The organism is Wolbachia endosymbiont (group A) of Lasioglossum fulvicorne, from assembly GCF_964028605.1.
GTDB lineage: Bacteria > Pseudomonadota > Alphaproteobacteria > Rickettsiales > Anaplasmataceae > Wolbachia.
The window spans coordinates 1,024,530-1,038,823 of the sequence record NZ_OZ034798.1; the positions used below are offsets into that span (position 1 = coordinate 1,024,530).

Annotated in this window: 12 protein-coding genes, 1 tRNA gene and 7 pseudogenes; 12 read left to right on the forward strand and 8 right to left on the reverse strand. The window is 36.6% G+C overall.

The features are described 5' to 3' along the window. Window positions 1-59 precede the first annotated feature (59 nt). The gene (locus tag ABWU71_RS05590) at window positions 60-293 is read right to left on the reverse strand and encodes a hypothetical protein (protein ID WP_353284250.1); all 234 of its coding nucleotides are present in this window, start codon (window positions 291-293) and stop codon (window positions 60-62) included. Between the two features lie 50 nt (window positions 294-343). Between ABWU71_RS05590 and ABWU71_RS05595 the strand changes: the two are divergent. Both ABWU71_RS05595 and ABWU71_RS05600 read left to right on the forward strand, forming a co-directional pair. Next, window positions 344-992, forward strand: a pseudogene (locus ABWU71_RS05595) (IS5 family transposase); the annotation flags it as partial. Window positions 993-1,054: 62 nt separating this feature from the next. Next, a pseudogene (locus ABWU71_RS05600) lies at window positions 1,055-1,360 on the forward strand (IS630 transposase-related protein); the annotation flags it as partial. A 6-nt stretch (window positions 1,361-1,366) separates the two neighbouring features. Here the strand turns inward: ABWU71_RS05600 and ABWU71_RS05605 are convergent. Then, window positions 1,367-2,159 (reverse strand): IS5 family transposase gene (locus tag ABWU71_RS05605; protein WP_353284144.1). Its coding sequence is split into 2 segments (ribosomal slippage): window positions 1,367-1,894 and window positions 1,896-2,159, totalling 792 coding nucleotides; the frame shifts between segments, so codons are not numbered across the junction. A gap of 55 nt (window positions 2,160-2,214) precedes the next feature. On the opposite strand from ABWU71_RS05605, the pseudogene ABWU71_RS05610 reads away from it, so the two are divergent. Together ABWU71_RS05610 and ABWU71_RS05615 are read left to right on the forward strand one after the other, a co-directional pair. Beyond that, a pseudogene (locus ABWU71_RS05610) lies at window positions 2,215-2,780 on the forward strand (IS630 family transposase); the annotation flags it as partial. Window positions 2,781-2,809: 29 nt separating this feature from the next. Next, window positions 2,810-2,950 (forward strand): annotated as a pseudogene (locus ABWU71_RS05615) (DNA-protecting protein DprA); the annotation flags it as partial. A 343-nt stretch (window positions 2,951-3,293) separates the two neighbouring features. On the opposite strand, the gene ABWU71_RS05625 reads toward ABWU71_RS05615, so the two are convergent. Beyond that, window positions 3,294-4,019 carry a triosephosphate isomerase gene (locus ABWU71_RS05625; RefSeq protein ID WP_353284252.1) on the reverse strand — a complete coding sequence of 242 codons (726 nt, stop codon included), beginning with the start codon at window positions 4,017-4,019 and terminating at the stop codon, window positions 3,294-3,296. 24 nt (window positions 4,020-4,043) lie between these two features. Further along, window positions 4,044-4,116, reverse strand: a tRNA-Thr gene (locus tag ABWU71_RS05630). Between the two features lie 78 nt (window positions 4,117-4,194). On the opposite strand from ABWU71_RS05630, the gene rsmA reads away from it, so the two are divergent. The 3 genes from rsmA to ABWU71_RS05650 all read left to right on the forward strand — a co-directional run bounded on the left by rsmA (window position 4,195) and on the right by ABWU71_RS05650 (window position 7,198). Then, window positions 4,195-5,007 (forward strand): 16S rRNA (adenine(1518)-N(6)/adenine(1519)-N(6))-dimethyltransferase RsmA, encoded by an 813-nt coding sequence (gene rsmA, locus ABWU71_RS05635; protein ID WP_353284253.1) that lies wholly within the window; start codon window positions 4,195-4,197, stop codon window positions 5,005-5,007. A 499-nt stretch (window positions 5,008-5,506) separates the two neighbouring features. Continuing rightward, window positions 5,507-7,000 carry an IMP dehydrogenase gene (gene guaB / locus ABWU71_RS05645; protein ID WP_353284254.1) on the forward strand — a complete coding sequence of 498 codons (1,494 nt, stop codon included), beginning with the start codon at window positions 5,507-5,509 and terminating at the stop codon, window positions 6,998-7,000. 63 nt (window positions 7,001-7,063) lie between these two features. Next, complete coding sequence (locus tag ABWU71_RS05650; protein WP_353274342.1) at window positions 7,064-7,198, forward strand: transposase; 135 nt, start codon at window positions 7,064-7,066, stop codon at window positions 7,196-7,198. A 221-nt stretch (window positions 7,199-7,419) separates the two neighbouring features. Here the strand turns inward: ABWU71_RS05650 and ABWU71_RS05655 are convergent. Further along, window positions 7,420-8,279, reverse strand: a protein-coding gene (locus tag ABWU71_RS05655; RefSeq protein ID WP_353284076.1) for an IS630 family transposase whose coding sequence is annotated in 2 segments (ribosomal slippage) — window positions 7,420-7,955 and window positions 7,955-8,279 — 861 coding nt in all. Because the reading frame shifts where the segments join, the coding sequence is not laid out codon by codon here. Window positions 8,280-8,321: 42 nt separating this feature from the next. Then, a pseudogene (locus tag ABWU71_RS05660) lies at window positions 8,322-9,059 on the reverse strand (DNA-processing protein DprA); the annotation flags it as partial. Window positions 9,060-9,105: 46 nt separating this feature from the next. Here ABWU71_RS05660 and ABWU71_RS05665 point away from each other — a divergent pair. Next, window positions 9,106-9,898 (forward strand): IS5 family transposase gene (locus ABWU71_RS05665; protein WP_265023453.1). Its coding sequence is split into 2 segments (ribosomal slippage): window positions 9,106-9,369 and window positions 9,371-9,898, totalling 792 coding nucleotides; the frame shifts between segments, so codons are not numbered across the junction. A gap of 5 nt (window positions 9,899-9,903) precedes the next feature. Here ABWU71_RS05665 and ABWU71_RS05670 read toward each other — a convergent pair. After that, window positions 9,904-10,286: pseudogene (locus ABWU71_RS05670) on the reverse strand (IS630 transposase-related protein); the annotation flags it as partial. 217 nt (window positions 10,287-10,503) lie between these two features. On the opposite strand from ABWU71_RS05670, the gene ABWU71_RS05675 reads away from it, so the two are divergent. After that, window positions 10,504-11,296 (forward strand): IS5 family transposase gene (locus tag ABWU71_RS05675; protein WP_353284255.1). Its coding sequence is split into 2 segments (ribosomal slippage): window positions 10,504-10,767 and window positions 10,769-11,296, totalling 792 coding nucleotides; the frame shifts between segments, so codons are not numbered across the junction. Here ABWU71_RS05675 and ABWU71_RS05680 read toward each other — a convergent pair. Next, window positions 11,294-11,554 (reverse strand): annotated as a pseudogene (locus tag ABWU71_RS05680) (DNA-protecting protein DprA); the annotation flags it as partial. The gene ABWU71_RS05675 and the pseudogene ABWU71_RS05680 sit on opposite strands and share 3 nt — an antisense overlap. Before the next feature lie 61 nt (window positions 11,555-11,615). On the opposite strand from ABWU71_RS05680, the gene ABWU71_RS05685 reads away from it, so the two are divergent. From ABWU71_RS05685 to ABWU71_RS05695, 3 genes are all read left to right on the forward strand, one after another. Beyond that, window positions 11,616-11,990, forward strand: coding sequence for a ferredoxin family protein (locus tag ABWU71_RS05685; protein WP_353284256.1), 375 nt, complete (start codon window positions 11,616-11,618; stop codon window positions 11,988-11,990). A gap of 491 nt (window positions 11,991-12,481) precedes the next feature. After that, window positions 12,482-13,507, forward strand: coding sequence for a D-alanine--D-alanine ligase (locus ABWU71_RS05690; RefSeq protein WP_353284257.1), 1,026 nt, complete (start codon window positions 12,482-12,484; stop codon window positions 13,505-13,507). Continuing rightward, window positions 13,488-14,246: a cell division protein FtsQ/DivIB gene (locus ABWU71_RS05695; RefSeq protein WP_353284258.1), complete on the forward strand. Its 759-nt coding sequence runs from the start codon at window positions 13,488-13,490 to the stop codon at window positions 14,244-14,246. The genes ABWU71_RS05690 and ABWU71_RS05695 overlap by 20 nt, the downstream gene beginning before the upstream one ends. Window positions 14,247-14,294 lie beyond the last annotated feature (48 nt).

Genomic DNA, 14,294 nt, shown 5'->3' on the forward strand with positions numbered 1-14,294 from the left:
TATAAGAAAGAAAAAAGGAGCACCTAAAGAGGTGCCACTTTTGAAGGAAAAGTACTCTTTTAGAAAATTGGTAGAATAATTTTTGACCACATAAGTTGTTCTTTAGATGGATTTTCTAGCAGCTTATCAGGTTTACTATTGTTAGTATTAACAGTATTAGCAGCTTCTGAGCTTAGTGCCTTGCTATCATTTACAGGCACTTTAGATGCAGAATTTGCAACTTCAGGTTTCTGAGATATCTGAGTTATAGTACCAACTATATGCTTACTATTTAAACCTAAGAACCTGTACATGATCTCAAGAAAGGAATAAACTAAGAGATAATATATATAAGTTAGGATATATGAGGAGTTTATACCCAAGTGATATAAGTCGGGAAAGATTTGAGATTATGTTACCAGATCTAGAGTCCTGTAGAAAAAAAACAAAACCAAGGAAACTTGATTTGTATGATGTATTTTGTGGAGTGTTATACGTTCTGAAAAGCGGTTGTCAGTGGAGAATGCTACCAAAAGAGTTTCCAAAATGGCGCAATTGTTACGACTATTTTAAGAAGTGGAGTGAAAAACCAGATGCAGATAAAGAAAGTGTTCTGGAGCTGGTGTTAAAAAAAAATAGTTGGCGTGGTCCGACAAAACAATGGTCGGAAAGAAAAAACCAGCTTCTGCATAATTGATGCACAGAGTGTAAAAAATGCAGATACTGCTGAAGAAAAAGGCTATGATGCAGGCAAAAAGATTTCAGGAATAAAACGCCATATTGCAGTAGATACGCAAGGTTTGCCCCATGCAATTTATATAACAACAGCAGAGATAACTGACCGTAGCAGTGCTGTGAGAATGGTCGAAAATGCAAAAGAAAACCTCTCGGGAGTTAAAAATGTACTGGTTGATGCAGGCTATACTGGAGAGAATTTTGCAACTCAAATAAAAACGATTATTGGTGCAACCGTTGAAGTGATAAAAAGAAATGAATTACATTCCTTTGTTGTATAGCTCTTTTCATAGAAGTCAGGATGTGATAAGATAAGGATAGACGATGATAAGGAGGTTGAGTGCCAGCAGCATATAGTTATGACTTAAGGAAAAAAGCAATGGAAGCGCTAGAGGAGGGAGGAAGCAGAGAAACAGTGGCAGCAAGATTTAAAATTGGACGAACTACTTTATGGGAGTGGCAGCAAAGAAGAAAAGAAACAGGAGACTTTCAATCAAAAAAACTTGGAAATGGAGGTTACAATCACAAAATCACCGACTGGGATGCCTTTGCTAAATTTGCCAGAGAAAACGGAGGAAAGACTCTGTCGGAAATGGCTAAACTTTGGGGCAACGTTAGTATCCAAACGATCCACCTAGCTCTCAGAGCCTGTTCATAATCTTTTCAGAAGTAAGGCAGTGAAAGCCAGAACGACCATTTGTAGGCTAGTATTGAGTTTTCGCTCACAATTTTTCCACAATCTTCTACATTTTTCTAACCAAGCAAAAGATCGCTCCACAACCCATCTTTTGGGCAATACAACAAAGGAATGTAATTCATTTCTTTTTATCACTTCAACGGTTGCACCAATAATCGTTTTTATTTGAGTTGCAAAATTCTCTCCAGTATAGCCTGCATCAACCAGTACATTTTTAACTCCCGAGAGGTTTTCTTTTGCATTTTCGACCATTCTCACAGCACTGCTACGGTCAGTTATCTCTGCTGTTGTTATATAAATTGCATGGGGCAAACCTTGCGTATCTACTGCAATATGGCGTTTTATTCCTGAAATCTTTTTGCCTGCATCATAGCCTTTTTCTTCAGCAGTATCTGCATTTTTTACACTCTGTGCATCAATTATGCAGAAGCTGGTTTTTTCTTTCCGACCATTGTTTTGTCGGACCACGCCAACTATTTTTTTTTAACACCAGCTCCAGAACACTTTCTTTATCTGCATCTGGTTTTTCACTCCACTTCTTAAAATAGTCGTAACAATTGCGCCATTTTGGAAACTCTTTTGGTAGCATTCTCCACTGACAACCGCTTTTCAGAACGTATAACACTCCACAAAATACATCATACAAATCAAGTTTCCTTAGTTTTGTTTTTTTTCTACAGGACTCTAGATCTGGTAACATAATCTCAAATCTTTCCCGACTTATATCACTTGGGTATAAACTCCTCATATATCCTAGCTTATATATATTATCTCTTAGTTTATTCCTTTCTTGAGATCATGTACAGGTTCTCAGAAAAATTGGATTTACGCGCAAAAAAAGACATATGGATACAAGGAAAGAAACGAAGAAAAACGTGCTGAATTCTTAAAAATTATAGCAACAAAAGAACCAGAAAACTTAGTTTATATAGATGAGTCTGGCATTGATAACACAGAGGACTATCCATATGGGTATTGCCAGAAAGGACAGCGGTTTTATGGCCTAAAATCTGGAAAGAAAACTCAACGAATCAGTATGGTTGCAGCCTTAAGTAGAAGAAAGATAGTTGCTCCATTAACCTTTGAAGGCCACTGTAATATGGATGTTTTTAATGGATGGTTTGAGCAATTTTTGACACCGATCTTGGAACCTGGACAGACTGTCATTCTTGACAATGCTACTTTTCATAAGTCTGGTAAGATTATCGAGCTTGCTAGAGGAGTTGGTGCAGAAATTTTGTATCTGCCGCCGTATTCTCCAGATTTTAACAAAATTGAGCATCATTGGTTTGCTATAAAAAACATAGCTAGGAAAAACATTCCTCTATTCGAATCCTTTCGTCGTGCTGTTGATTCTGCCTTCCTATGACCTGTTCGGACTATTATGTGAAATGCTATAACTCTGTACCTGTTGATATAGATGAACTTATATTAGCAAGCGGACTTTCTACCAACATAGCTCTAATGGCTCTTTTGGAACTAGAGTTGGAAAACAAAATAGAGCGTTCACCGGGGAATAAAATATCGTTAATTTTCTAAGCTATAAGCCCACAACCGTACGAACATTATGATTTGAGTTCACCAAGAAAGATGTCATTCCAGCGCGTGACGCTGGAATCCAGCCTTTATTATGCAGCCACTTGGTTAAAATTAAGTCTTCTGGATCCAAGTAGTCTGGGCACTGGGATGACACCGTCTTGGATGGAAACCAGTGTCAGCTACTTAGATGACACCACTTTTGTATGGAAACCAGTGTCACCTTGACAACCTTCATCTCGCTACGTGTTAGCGGATACCGTGACGGTATGAATAGGGAGTACGCGTTAGCGGAATCTGCTAAGACGCTCGTGATAGCCCTATTCCTATAGTGAATAATTCCCTCTTATCTCCTTTTGGAATTGATAAGAGAAAACTTTTTTTCAACTTGTTGTATAATTTTATAAAAGTGATCGAAATCTAAGCTTGCACTGCCAATTAAAACTCCTGATAAACTTGAAATATTTAACAAATTTTCTATATTTTCTGAACTGACTGAACCACCATATATAATGTGTTTTTTACCAGTACACAATTTTATTACCTCTATCACCTCAGCAATTGCATCATTATTTGGCACATGACCTGTGCCTATTGCCCATATTGGCTCATATGCTACGGTATATTCACCATGTGTTGGCAAGCGGTTTTTGCATTGATATTCTATTACCTCCTTTGTTTTTCCACTTTTGTAATCTTCTGAATTTTCACCTACACAGATAATTGGGTGTAAGCCTGATTCTATTGCTATTTCTGACTTAAGTTTTATTTCACTATCTTTTTCATTGGCCCTTTCAGAATGCCCAAGTATTACGTAAGTACACCCTAGTTCTTTTAACATTTCTGCGCTAATTTCACCTGTGTAAGAACCGAACTTTTTATGATGGCAATTCTGTGCTCCTATATTAATATTATTGTTCAACTCTATACTGCTTGGAAATGATGTAAAAGGAGGACAAATTACTAATTTAGAGGTAATTTCGTTGCTCTTGTTGTTAAGTTTGCCTATAAAGTCAACAAATGAAGAACGCATTCCATTCATTTTCCAATTTGCTACTATTAAAAAGGACATCAACTTTACTTATATGAGTGAGAGTGCCGGCTGTCGGACTTGAACTGACAACCTACTGATTACAAGTCAGTTGCTCTACCAATTGAGCTAAGCCGGCGTTAAACACATTAATAATATACAATTATCAATGAATTTTAGTCAACTAATTTTTAAAATACTGTATAATGAAAATAATATGAAAAAATTTTTACTGAAGCCAAAAAAGAGTCTAGGGCAAAATTTTATTTTATCGAGTGAGATAACAAAAAAAATCGTCGCTTTAGCTGGTAGTCTGGAAAATTTTAATGTCATTGAAATCGGTCCTGGATATGGTGCATTAACAAGAGAAATATTGGTGCATAATCCAAAGTCTCTACTTTCTATAGAAAAAGATAGAGATTTAGTAAAACACCATGACCAACTGCTAAATGAGCATCAAGGAAAGTATAGAATTATAGAAGCGGATGCACTGCATGTTATAGAAGAAGAGCTGATAGAGCGCCCAGTTAAAGTTATTGCTAACTTGCCTTACAATATCTCAGTAGTGTTATTTTTAAAGTGGTTAAATAATATAAAATTTTTTACGAACTTGACATTAATGTTTCAAAAAGAGGTAGCAGATCGCATTACGGCAAGACCCAATTCTAAAGATTATGGTTCCTTATCAGTGCTAAGCCAGTTACTATGTGATACAAAAAAGGAATTTGATATTGAACCTAAAGAGTTTTTTCCAAGACCAAAAATACATTCTTCAGTAATTACAGTAAATCCTTTACCTACCCCAAAGTTTGCAGTAAATTTGGAAACCTTAACAAGATTAACACGTGCTGTTTTTTCTCAAAGAAGAAAGATGCTGAGGAATAGCTTGCAAAATATAACGAACCATGCTGAAACTGTCCTCGAAAACGCTAAATTGAGTGGAAACCAGCGTCCAGAAGACTTAACCATTGAGCAGTTTTGTTTGCTGGCAAATAATGTAGAATGCTTATTTTGCAATAAAATATATTAGCAACCATATAGCCTTTCTATCCCCTAAAAACAGTTAGAGCTATACGACAGAGCCACACCGGCTTCTATAGCTCCGCTTCTGTCATCCTATGGCTTACTGTACGAACATTGCAATATGGCACATAGTAAACGATGTCATTCCAGTGCTTGACACTGGAATCCAGCTTTTTCATAGTCATCAAAACGTTGTATTTTAACATAAAACGGCTACTTTTATGTTTACCAACTTAATAAAATTCCTGGATCCCAGTGTCTGGGCACTGGGATGACACCCTCCTGCTAGACAATATTCGTACAGTTGTGGGCTTGACCATAGGATCCAGCTTATAAAAGCTGGATTCCAGCGTCACGTGCTGGAATGACAACTTAAGGCATCACCTATAGTTACTAGTCTAACTATAAATATATTTCGGTAAACCTAAATTGCTTTAGCTATAGCTAATTTTGCAAAAGCCCTATTGCAATTTAATTAATTGGCGTATAAGCTTTAAATAAAGCCTATGAAAAAAATGGAAGCTTGTTATTCGTTTGACGATATACTTCTTTTGCCAGCCTATTCTAATATATTGCCTTGCGATGCAGATACAAAAACTTATTTAACAAATAGTATAGAACTAAATATCCCTCTCATATCCTCTGCAATGGATACTGTTACTGAATCGGGCTTTGCAATAGCTATTGCCCAACATGGAGGAATAGGTTGCATACATAAGAATTTATCAATAGATGAACAAGTTTTAGAAGTGAGAAGGGTGAAAAAATATGAAAGTTGGATCGTGTATAACCCAATTACGATTTCACCGGATAAAACAGTTGCAGAAGCAATTTCATTAATGAGAGAGCACAATTATTCTGGCATTCCTGTAGTCGATCAACGCAAGTTAGTTGGAATTTTAACTAACCGAGATGTGAGGTTTATTGAAGACCAGAACATGAATGTAAAAGTTTCCGAAGTGATGACAAAAGATAAGTTAGTGACAGTGCGGGAGCAGGGAGTAAATAGTGCCTCAGCAATGAAATTGTTGCATGAAAATAGAATAGAAAAGCTTTTGGTTGTAGATGAAAATTCTTGTTGTATAGGTTTAATTACGGTTAAAGACATTGAAAAATACAATAGATACCCAAATTCATGTAAAGACAGTAAAGGACGTCTCAGAGTTGCCGCTGCAATTGGCACTGGTAAAAAAGATGGTATAGAAAGATGTGAAGCTTTGATCGGAGAAGAAGTTGATGTAGTTGTTGTGGATACTGCTCACGGTCATTCCGAAAACGTTATCAATACCATTAGGGAAATAAAAAAGATGTATCCTAATACGCAATTAATTGGCGGAAACATTGCAACAAAGGAGGCTGCTGAAGTGTTGATTGATGCGGGTATTGATGCAGTGAAGGTTGGAATAGGACCAGGATCAATCTGTACAACCAGAATAGTTACAGGTGTTGGTGTGCCACAATTCTCTGCAATCAAGAATGTTGCAGAGGCGTGTAGAGCAAGAAACGTCAGACTAATTGCTGATGGTGGAGTAAAATACTCAGGAGATGTTGCAAAAGCTATTGCAGCTGGTGCTGACTCTGTGATGATTGGTTCGATTTTTGCTGGCACTGACGAAAGCCCAGGTGAGATTATTATGTATAAGGGCAGAACATATAAAGGCTATCGAGGAATGGGATCTATTAGTGCAATGAAACGAGGTTCAGCTAGCCGTTATTTTCAAGATAAAGATTCAAAATTCAAATTAGTTCCACAAGGAGTGGAAGGAAGAGTTCCATTCAAAGGTCCAGCTTCAGGAGTAATCCATCAGTTGATTGGCGGATTGCAAGCTGCAATGGGATATACCGGTAACAGGAATATAGAAGAAATGAAGAAAAACTGCAAATTTGTTACTATTACTGCATCAGGATTAAGAGAGAGTCATGCTCATGATATAGTCATTACACAAGAAGCTCCAAATTACGCTTATCAAACGTCCAATTTGTCAACCGATTCAGAGTAGTCCAGAAAAAGTAGAGAGAAAGTTAAGACGTTTTTGGAGTAAAATAAAACGTTTTTTCAAAATATGACAAATAGAAGAGAATATACAGCAGAATTCAAATTAGAAGCTGTTAAGCTGGTTAAAGAAACAGGTCAAACAAGTACAAAAATAGCAAAAGATCTAGGTATAGATGGCAGTATGTTAAGTAAGAAAATATGATGGAAAAATGTCTGGAGCATACGCATTTCCAGGCAAAGGCTCCTTATGACAAAGAAAGATTTGATCTAAAAAAAGAGCTAATAAGAGAAAGAGACATTTAAAAAAAAGCCCTGGGCAAAGAAAAAGAGTAAAGTATTCTTTTATATAGAAATTGCTATAAAACACAGGAACTATGTAGGGTTTTGTGCTGGTATAGCATTTCTCATAATAGTCCGAACAGGTCATAGGAAGGCAGAATCAACAGCACGACGAAAGGATTCGAATAGAGGAATGTTTTTCCTAGCTCTGTTTTTTATAGCAAACCAATGATGCTCAATTTTGTTGAAATCTGGAGAATACGGCGGCAGATACAAAATTTCTGCACCAACTCCTCTAGCAAGCTCGATAATCTTACCAGACTTATGAAAAGTAGCATTGTCAAGAATGACAGTCTGTCCAGGTTCCAAGATCGGTGTCAAAAATTGCTCAAACCATCCATTAAAAACATCCATATTACAGTGGCCTTCAAAGGTTAATGGAGCAACTATCTTTCTTCTACTTAAGGCTGCAACCATACTGATTCGTTGAGTTTTCTTTCCAGATTTTAGGCCATAAAACCGCTGTCCTTTCTGGCAATACCCATATGGATAGTCCTCTGTGTTATCAATGCCAGACTCATCTATATAAACTAAGTTTTCTGGTTCTTTTGTTGCTATAATTTTTAAGAATTCAGCACGTTTTTCTTCGTTTCTTTCCTTGTATCCATATGTCTTTTTTTGCGCGTAAATCCAATTTTTCTGAGAGCTCGGTGGATCGTTTGGATACTAACGTTGCCCCAAAGTTTAGCCATTTCCGACAGAGTCTTTCCTCCGTTTTCTCTGGCAAATTTAGCAAAGGCATCCCAGTCGGTAATTTTGTGATTGTAACCTCCATTTCCAAGTTTTTTTGATTGAAAGTCTCCTGTTTCTTTTCTTCTTTGCTGCCACTCCCATAAAGTAGTTCGTCCAATTTTAAATCTTGCTGCCACTGTTTCTCTGCTTCCTCCCTCCTCTAGCGCTTCCATTGCTTTTTTCCTTAAGTCATAACTATATGCTGCTGGCACTCAACCTCCTTATCATCGTCTATCCTTATCTTATCACATCCGGACTTCTATGAAAAGAGCTATAATATGATCAACTATAACAGATTTTGCCTGTTGTAATTTTTCTTGTTTTTGGTCAACAAAATGGTGCTCAACATCAAATAGGTTTTTTTGCTGCGGAGGTAAACTAAACCTAATACTCTCTATTATGTCATCAGCGGGTTCGATAAGCTTAGCACCGTTTTTAATTAAATAATTACTACCACTGCAGCGTGAATCTAAAGGGAAACCAGAAACTGCAAACACCTCTCTCCCTTGATTTAAAGCAAAATCTGCTGTTATTAGAGAGCCAGAACGTTTCGATGCTTCAATCACTGCAACACCCAGCGATAGACCAGATATAATTCGATTCCTTTGAGGAAAATATTGAGGCTTTGGTTTAGTAGCAAATGGAAGCTCAGTAATTACCAACCCACCGTTCCCAGTGATTTTTTTGTATAGATCAAAATTCTCTTTTGGATACACCACATCAATTCCGCTTGTTGTAACAGCAATAGTGGGATGATTTTTGTATATTACACTGTTTGCTGCAGTATCGATTCCTTTTGCAAGTCCAGAAACGATAACAAAACCAGCTTCGCTTAAATCAAGTGCCAACTTATTGGCAAAATTTCTTCCATTCATTGAAGAGTTACGCCCACCGATTATTGCAATTATCTCACGGCTTAATAATGATATATCACCAAGTGCAGTTATTACAGGATGACAATTAGAGATATTTCTTAGAACCTGTACATGATCTCAAGAAAGGAATAAACTAAGAGATAATATATATAAGTTAGGATATATGAGGAGTTTATACCCAAGTGATATAAGTCGGGAAAGATTTGAGATTATGTTACCAGATCTAGAGTCCTGTAGAAAAAAAACAAAACCAAGGAAACTTGATTTGTATGATGTATTTTGTGGAGTGTTATACGTTCTGAAAAGCGGTTGTCAGTGGAGAATGCTACCAAAAGAGTTTCCAAAATGGCGCAATTGTTACGACTATTTTAAGAAGTGGAGTGAAAAACCAGATGCAGATAAAGAAAGTGTTCTGGAGCTGGTGTTAAAAAAAAATAGTTGGCGTGGTCCGACAAAACAATGGTCGGAAAGAAAAAACCAGCTTCTGCATAATTGATGCACAGAGTGTAAAAAATGCAGATACTGCTGAAGAAAAAGGCTATGATGCAGGCAAAAAGATTTCAGGAATAAAACGCCATATTGCAGTAGATACGCAAGGTTTGCCCCATGCAATTTATATAACAACAGCAGAGATAACTGACCGTAGCAGTGCTGTGAGAATGGTCGAAAATGCAAAAGAAAACCTCTCGGGAGTTAAAAATGTACTGGTTGATGCAGGCTATACTGGAGAGAATTTTGCAACTCAAATAAAAACGATTATTGGTGCAACCGTTGAAGTGATAAAAAGAAATGAATTACATTCCTTTGTTGTATTGCCCAAAAGATGGGTTGTGGAGCGATCTTTTGCTTGGTTAGAAAAATGTAGAAGATTGTGGAAAAATTGTGAGCGAAAACTCAATACTAGCCTACAAATGGTCGTTCTGGCTTTCACTGCCTTACTTCTGAAAAGATTATGAACAGGCTCTAAGAATTCAGCACGTTTTTCTTCGTTTCTTTCCTTGTATCCATATGTCTTTTTTTGCGCGTAAATCCAATTTTTCTGAGAGCTCGGTGGATCGTTTGGATACTAACGTTGCCCCAAAGTTTAGCCATTTCCGACAGAGTCTTTCCTCCGTTTTCTCTGGCAAATTTAGCAAAGGCATCCCAGTCGGTAATTTTGTGATTGTAACCTCCATTTCCAAGTTTTTTTGATTGAAAGTCTCCTGTTTCTTTTCTTCTTTGCTGCCACTCCCATAAAGTAGTTCGTCCAATTTTAAATCTTGCTGCCACTGTTTCTCTGCTTCCTCCCTCCTCTAGCGCTTCCATTGCTTTTTTCCTTAAGTCATAACTATATGCTGCTGGCACTCAACCTCCTTATCATCGTCTATCCTTATCTTATCACATCCGGACTTCTATGAAAAGAGCTATAATTTATAGTAACAAATTATTAGGAACTTTAATTGTGACAAAACGTGTAATTATTTTTGGTGGAACGGGGTTTATAGGGAAACACATCGTAAGAACCTGTACATGATATCAAGAAAGGAATAAACTAAGAGATAATATATATAAGTTAGGATATATGAGGAGTTTATACCCAAGTGATATAAGTCGGGAAAGATTTGAGATTATGTTACCAGATCTAGAGTCCTGTAGAAAAAAAACAAAACCAAGGAAACTTGATTTGTATGATGTATTTTGTGGAGTGTTATACGTTCTGAAAAGCGGTTGTCAGTGGAGAATGCTACCAAAAGAGTTTCCAAAATGGCGCAATTGTTACGACTATTTTAAGAAGTGGAGTGAAAAACCAGATGTAGATAAAGAAAGTGTTCTGGAGCTGGTGTTAAAAAAAAATAGTTGGCGTGGTCCGACAAAACAATGGTCGGAAAGAAAAAACCAGCTTCTGCATAATTGATGCACAGAGTGTAAAAAATGCAGATACTGCTGAAGAAAAAGGCTATGATGCAGGCAAAAAGATTTCAGGAATAAAACGCCATATTGCAGTAGATACGCAAGGTTTGCCCCATGCAATTTATATAACAACAGCAGAGATAACTGACCGTAGCAGTGCTGTGAGAATGGTCGAAAATGCAAAAGAAAACCTCTCGGGAGTTAAAAATGTACTGGTTGATGCAGGCTATACTGGAGAGAATTTTGCAACTCAAATAAAAACGATTATTGGTGCAACCGTTGAAGTGATAAAAAGAAATGAATTACATTCCTTTGTTGTATTGCCCAAAAGATGGGTTGTGGAGCGATCTTTTGCTTGGTTAGAAAAATGTAGAAGATTGTGGAAAAATTGTGAGCGAAAACTCAATACTAGCCTACAAATGGTCGTTCTGGCTTTCACTGCCTTACTTCTGAAAAGATTATGAACAGGCTCTTAAAAGATCAGGGTAATCTTGGTCACATGCAGGTATAATTTTAGCTCCAATTCTTTCTGCATTATTGATTTCTTCTCGTGCATCTTGAATGCCATACACCTTATTATTAGCCACCCTATTGAGATATTTCAACACCTCATCTAGCGATCCATGTGTTTTTAGTATACTAAAAAACTTTATTGGTCCTATAGTTCTAGCCAAGCTTAACCATACTTCTAATTCTTTGTTGTTCAATTTATTTATCTTCATAAAAGGCTTGAATTTCTTATCAATTTAGTGTACCCAAGATAATGCAAATATACAGTGTTTTATGACGCATTTTGTTACAGATAAATGCATAAAATGTAAATATACGGACTGTGTGGAAGTATGTCCCGTTGACTGCTTCTATGAAGGTAAAAACATGCTCGTGATTAACCCAGATGAATGTATTGATTGCGGAGTGTGCATACCTGAGTGTCCAGTGGATGCAATTGTAACTGATGATTCCATAAAAGATATTTTAGAACTAGATGAAGAGTTACTGAACAGTGAACAAAAAACTTTCAAGTTATTTTACGATATAAATGTAGAATACTCACAAAAATGGCAAAATATCACAGCTAAGAAGCAACCCCTCTATACCGCAGAAGAGCATAAGGAAAAAAAGGATAAAACAGCTTATTTTGATGAAAATTTAGAATAATATTAACAAAGAAAAAGATCAGACTCCTTGCATAACCATATGAAAAACTAGCAACTCACTTTTCTTTGTCATTCCAGCGCGTGACGCACAATCGTACGAACATTGCAATTTGCAGGTGGCAGATGGTGTCATGCAAGTAGCTGACACTGGTTTCCATCCAAAAGGGCAGTGCCTCTATGATGTCATCCCAGTGCTCTGACTACTTGGATCCAGAAAAAAGAATGGTGTCATTCCAGTGCCCAGACACTGGAATCCAGACTTTCCGTAAAAACGTTATATTTTAACATAACACTTTATATGCTCACCAACTTAGTGCTAATCAAAATCCTGGATCCAAGTAGTCAGGGCACTGGGATGACACCATTTGTTGTATCTTAACAAAACAAACGTTCGTACAGTTGTGCATAGGATAGAGCTATAGAATTTTTCAAAGCGTTTTTTCTATTGAAGATAAGAGCATCTTTTATATATGCTATATAACAAAACATAGAATGCCCATGATTCCAACTATAGCAATTTTAAGTGGTGGATTTTCTTGTGAGAGAGAAATATCGCTTATGAGCGGAAAAGCAGTAAAGAAGGCGCTCGATAGCCTTTCATATAATGCAATAGAAATAGATGTTGATAGCAACATTGCTGAAAAGCTTAAAAAAATTAATCCGGGCCTTGCTTTTATCGCTCTGCATGGACCTTATGGTGAAGATGGCTGCATTCAAGGTTTATTGGAAATCTTAGGTATAAAATATACACACTCAGGAGTTATGGCTTCTGCTGTTGCTATGAACAAGGCAATGTCAAAGCATATATTTTGGTCCCTTAGTATTGATACTCCAAAAGGTTATGTAATTAGCCGAGAAGATCTACTAAAAAATAATATTAGAATTGATTATCCGTACGTCTTAAAACCAATTAATGAAGGCTCTAGCATCGGAGTGCACATAATTTTCTCGCATGAGGATTATTTAAAACTAAAAGATGATAATATCATGTTTGATGTCATTTCAGCGCGTGACCAGGCAGTATCTGGCTACTTGGATGACAAGGAAGGAGCTACTTCTATGACAAGAGACTTGATGATCATAGAAGAATATGTCCCAGGAATAGAGTTACAAACTGCTGTATTGCTGGATGAAGCAATTGGCACTATGGAAATACGACCAAAAAATAAATTCTATGATTATGAAGCAAAGTATACAGATGGATTTGCAGAACATATATTTCCTGCTGAAATTCCCGACAATATATATAAAATGACCTTGGAACACGCACTGAAAGTTCATCAATTTTTAGGCTGTAAAACTATTTCCCGCTCAGATTTCCGTTATAATCCCAAAAATAACACTTTAAAAATGCTTGAGATTAATACACATCCTGGCTTTACTGAGCTATCGTTAGTGCCAGAAATTGCAAAATTGACAAAAGGAATCAATTTTAATGAATTAGTTAAAATTATTATTGAAGATAGTTTTCAGCACAAAAATATTAGGGATTTAAGTCATGTTGAGCAGTATTACTAGAAGCCAAAGGAGTTTTTTGCGTAAGTGTGCCTTGGTTATTATCACAGCACTTTTTCTTACGCTAATACTCTACAGCTCACTTGATAAAATAATAAATCGATTTAATTACTACTTTACTTGGTATAATGACTGCCTATCCAGTTTATTACTCAGTAGTGGATTTTCAATCGATGAAGTAGTCGTGAGTGGCAATAAATTTACAAACAAAAAGGATATTTTAAGTTTGACAGATAGAACGCAACCTATCCTGTATATATCACTTTCAAAACTTGCCGGTAACATACAATCCGTAAGCAGATGGATAAAACACGTAAGAGTTCACAGAATTTTGCCCAATACTCTACACATTAATATAGATGAGCATAAACCGTTTGCTCTCTGGAAAGATAATAACAAAACCTCGGTAATTGATTTCGAAGGCAAAGTGATCGTAGATGACTATCTAGTAGATGATCTTGTTGTAATTACAGGACAAAACTCGTTATCAAACCTAGAATTTGTTAGAGATGCGTTAGAGAGTAAAACTCAATTAAGAGACCACATTTCTTCTTTTGCTTATATAGGGAATAGAAGATGGAATATCATACTTGATAACAATTCCACAGTAAAACTACCTGAAGATAACCCTTATAGTGCATGGGACTATTTAAACCACTTACACAATACAACTGATTTTACTTTCAGCGATTGGAGTATTATTGATATGCGTATTACTGATAAAATCTTTGTGAAGAGGTGATCTGCTGTCATCCAAGTAGCGGGATACTTAACCGTCGTACCGCGATTC